This window comes from Stenotrophomonas sp. HMWF003 (assembly GCF_003061285.1).
Classification (GTDB): Bacteria; Pseudomonadota; Gammaproteobacteria; order Xanthomonadales; family Xanthomonadaceae; genus Stenotrophomonas; species Stenotrophomonas maltophilia_AP.
Genome location: NZ_QAIW01000179.1, coordinates 1 through 2302, shown reverse-complemented (window position 1 = coordinate 2302; position 2302 = coordinate 1). Strand labels below are relative to the sequence as shown.

Sequence of the window (2302 nt, the reverse complement as noted above, 5' to 3'; positions counted from 1 at the left end):
TGCTCACCCTGGCCGACGGCCAGCCGTTGGCGCCGTTGCTGCCGCAGGACAGGGAAGGGCGGGTGCTGGCGGCCGCGGCAACGCACGGGGTGAAGCCCGCCACGCCGTGATCGACGGGGCGGCCCTACGCCGGCGAAACTGAACACGCTGTTGACAGGGATGAACAGGGTGGACGACTCTTCTCCGGATGGGTGCCGCCTGCGGCGCCCACCGGGCAGGGTGGCTGTATCGACGGGCGGAGGGGCCTGGTCGTAGCTGCATTGCCTGGTAATACCCGATACCGGCCTGCAAGGCGCCGGCATCCGCCATCTTGGCGCTGCACCCTTCTGCGGCACGACTCCCTGGATTTTTTGCGCAAGCAAAGGTGTTTCGCCCGCTTATGAAAACGATTACAAAGCCACTGGCCCTGACGGCCGCCATCACGCTCTCGCTGGCCGCCTCGGCCTGGGCCGCGCCCACCGCCGCCACCGCCGGTACCGACGCCTTCACCGTGCTCAGCCTGGAACAGGCGCCGAAATGGCTCAATGCCGCCGACGTTGCGGCCCAGCTGCAGGCCATGAACGTGGACGCGCTGACCATCGGCAACGTGCACCGCGAAGCGGACACCAGCGGCACCAGCCACGTGCCGGATCCGCTGGAAGCGCTGGCCGACCAGCTGGGTTACACCTACCGCTTCGTCAGTGCCGACCCGGCGTCGGCCGAGCGCCGTGGCAGCATCGTGATCTCGCGTCTGCCGGTGGAAGCCGAGTCGGGCATCGAAGCCCCGGGCATGAACTACCTGCGCCTGAATGACGGCCGCCACGTGGTGGCGCTGTACACCCATACCGCCGCCGCCGATGGCGCGCGCTTCAAACAGCTCATCGATGCCTCGCGCGTGGGCGCGCCGGCCGTACTGCTGGGTGCCAACGATGCCGCCGTGACCGGCTTCGACGCCAACGGCGACGTGGCCCGCTCCAACGGGTTCCAGTCGGCCTCCAGCACCGCGGTCAAGCTGCGCATCGATGCCGACAGCCCGGCCATCGCCGGCAAGCTGCTGACCCTGGGCTACGCCGCGCCGGTCGGCGGCGACACGCCGTGGATGGACACCTCGCTCAACGCCGACGCACGCGCCCGGCTGATCGTGGCGAAGATGACCGACGACGAGAAGTTCCAGATGCTGCACAGCTACTTCGGGCTGGGCAAGGATGGCGGTCCGCTGCCGGAAGGCGCGGTCGGTTCGGCCGGTTTCGTGCCGGGCGTGGCACGCCTGGGCATTCCGTCGCAGCAGTCGGCCGATGCCGGCGTGGGCGTGACCAACCCGGGCGGCATCCGCAAGGGCGACCACGCCACGGCGATGCCGTCCGGCCCGTCCACCGCGTCCAGCTGGAACCCGGAAGTCGCCTTCGCCGGTGGCGCCACCATGGGCCGTGAGGCCTGGCAGCAGCGCTTCAACATCCTGCTGGCCGGCAGCGTCAATCTGCAGCGCGATCCGCGCAACGGCCGCAACTTCGAGTACGCCGGTGAAGACCCGCTGCTGGCCGGTCGCCTGGTCGGCGAGTCGATCCGCGGCGTGCAGAGCCAGCACGTGGTGTCGACGATGAAGCACTTCGCGCTCAACGACATGGAAACCTCGCGCAATTTCCACAGCGCCGAGATCGGCGAGCAGGCCATGCGCGAATCGGACCTGCTGGCGTTCGAAATCGCGCTGGACATCGGCAAGCCCGGTTCGGTGATGTGCTCCTACAACCGCATCAACGGCATCTACGGCTGCGAGCACGACTACCTGATGAACCAGGTGCTCAAGCAGGAGTGGAAGTTCCCCGGTTTCGTGATGTCCGACTGGGGTGGCGTGCACAGCGGCTCGAAGGCGGCGCTGGCCGGTCTGGACCAGCAGTCGGCCGGCGAAGTGTTCGACAAGGCCGTGTACTTCGATGAACCGCTGCGCCTGGCCGTCAATGGCGGCGTGGTGCCGCGTGCGCGTCTGGACGACATGGTGTCGCGGATCCTGCGCGCCATGTTCGCCAACGGCAATTTCGACCTGCCGCCGCAGCACCAGCCGATCGACGCCGCCGCCGGTTTCGCCGCCGCGCAGCGCACCGTCGAAGAGGGCAGCGTGCTCCTGCGCAACGCCAACAACGTGCTGCCGCTGGGCCCGGAGGTGAAGCGCATCGTGATCATCGGTGGCCACGCCGACAAGGGCGTGATCGGCGGCGGTGGCTCGTCGATGGTGGGCTGGACCGCCAAGGGCACCAATGCGGTGCCGGGCGTGCTGCCGACCACCTGGCCGGGCCCGGTGATCTTCCATCCGTCCTCGCCGCTGGAA

At 68.7% G+C, this 2302-nt stretch carries 1 protein-coding gene; it reads left to right on the top strand.

Going from position 1 to position 2302, the window contains the following annotated elements; all coding sequences use genetic code 11:
• Nucleotides 1-379: 379 nt before the first annotated feature.
• Nucleotides 380-2302, top strand: a 1923-nt coding sequence (locus tag DBR34_RS21250) for a glycoside hydrolase family 3 protein (RefSeq protein ID WP_181393930.1), incomplete at its 3' end; no start/stop codon positions are given.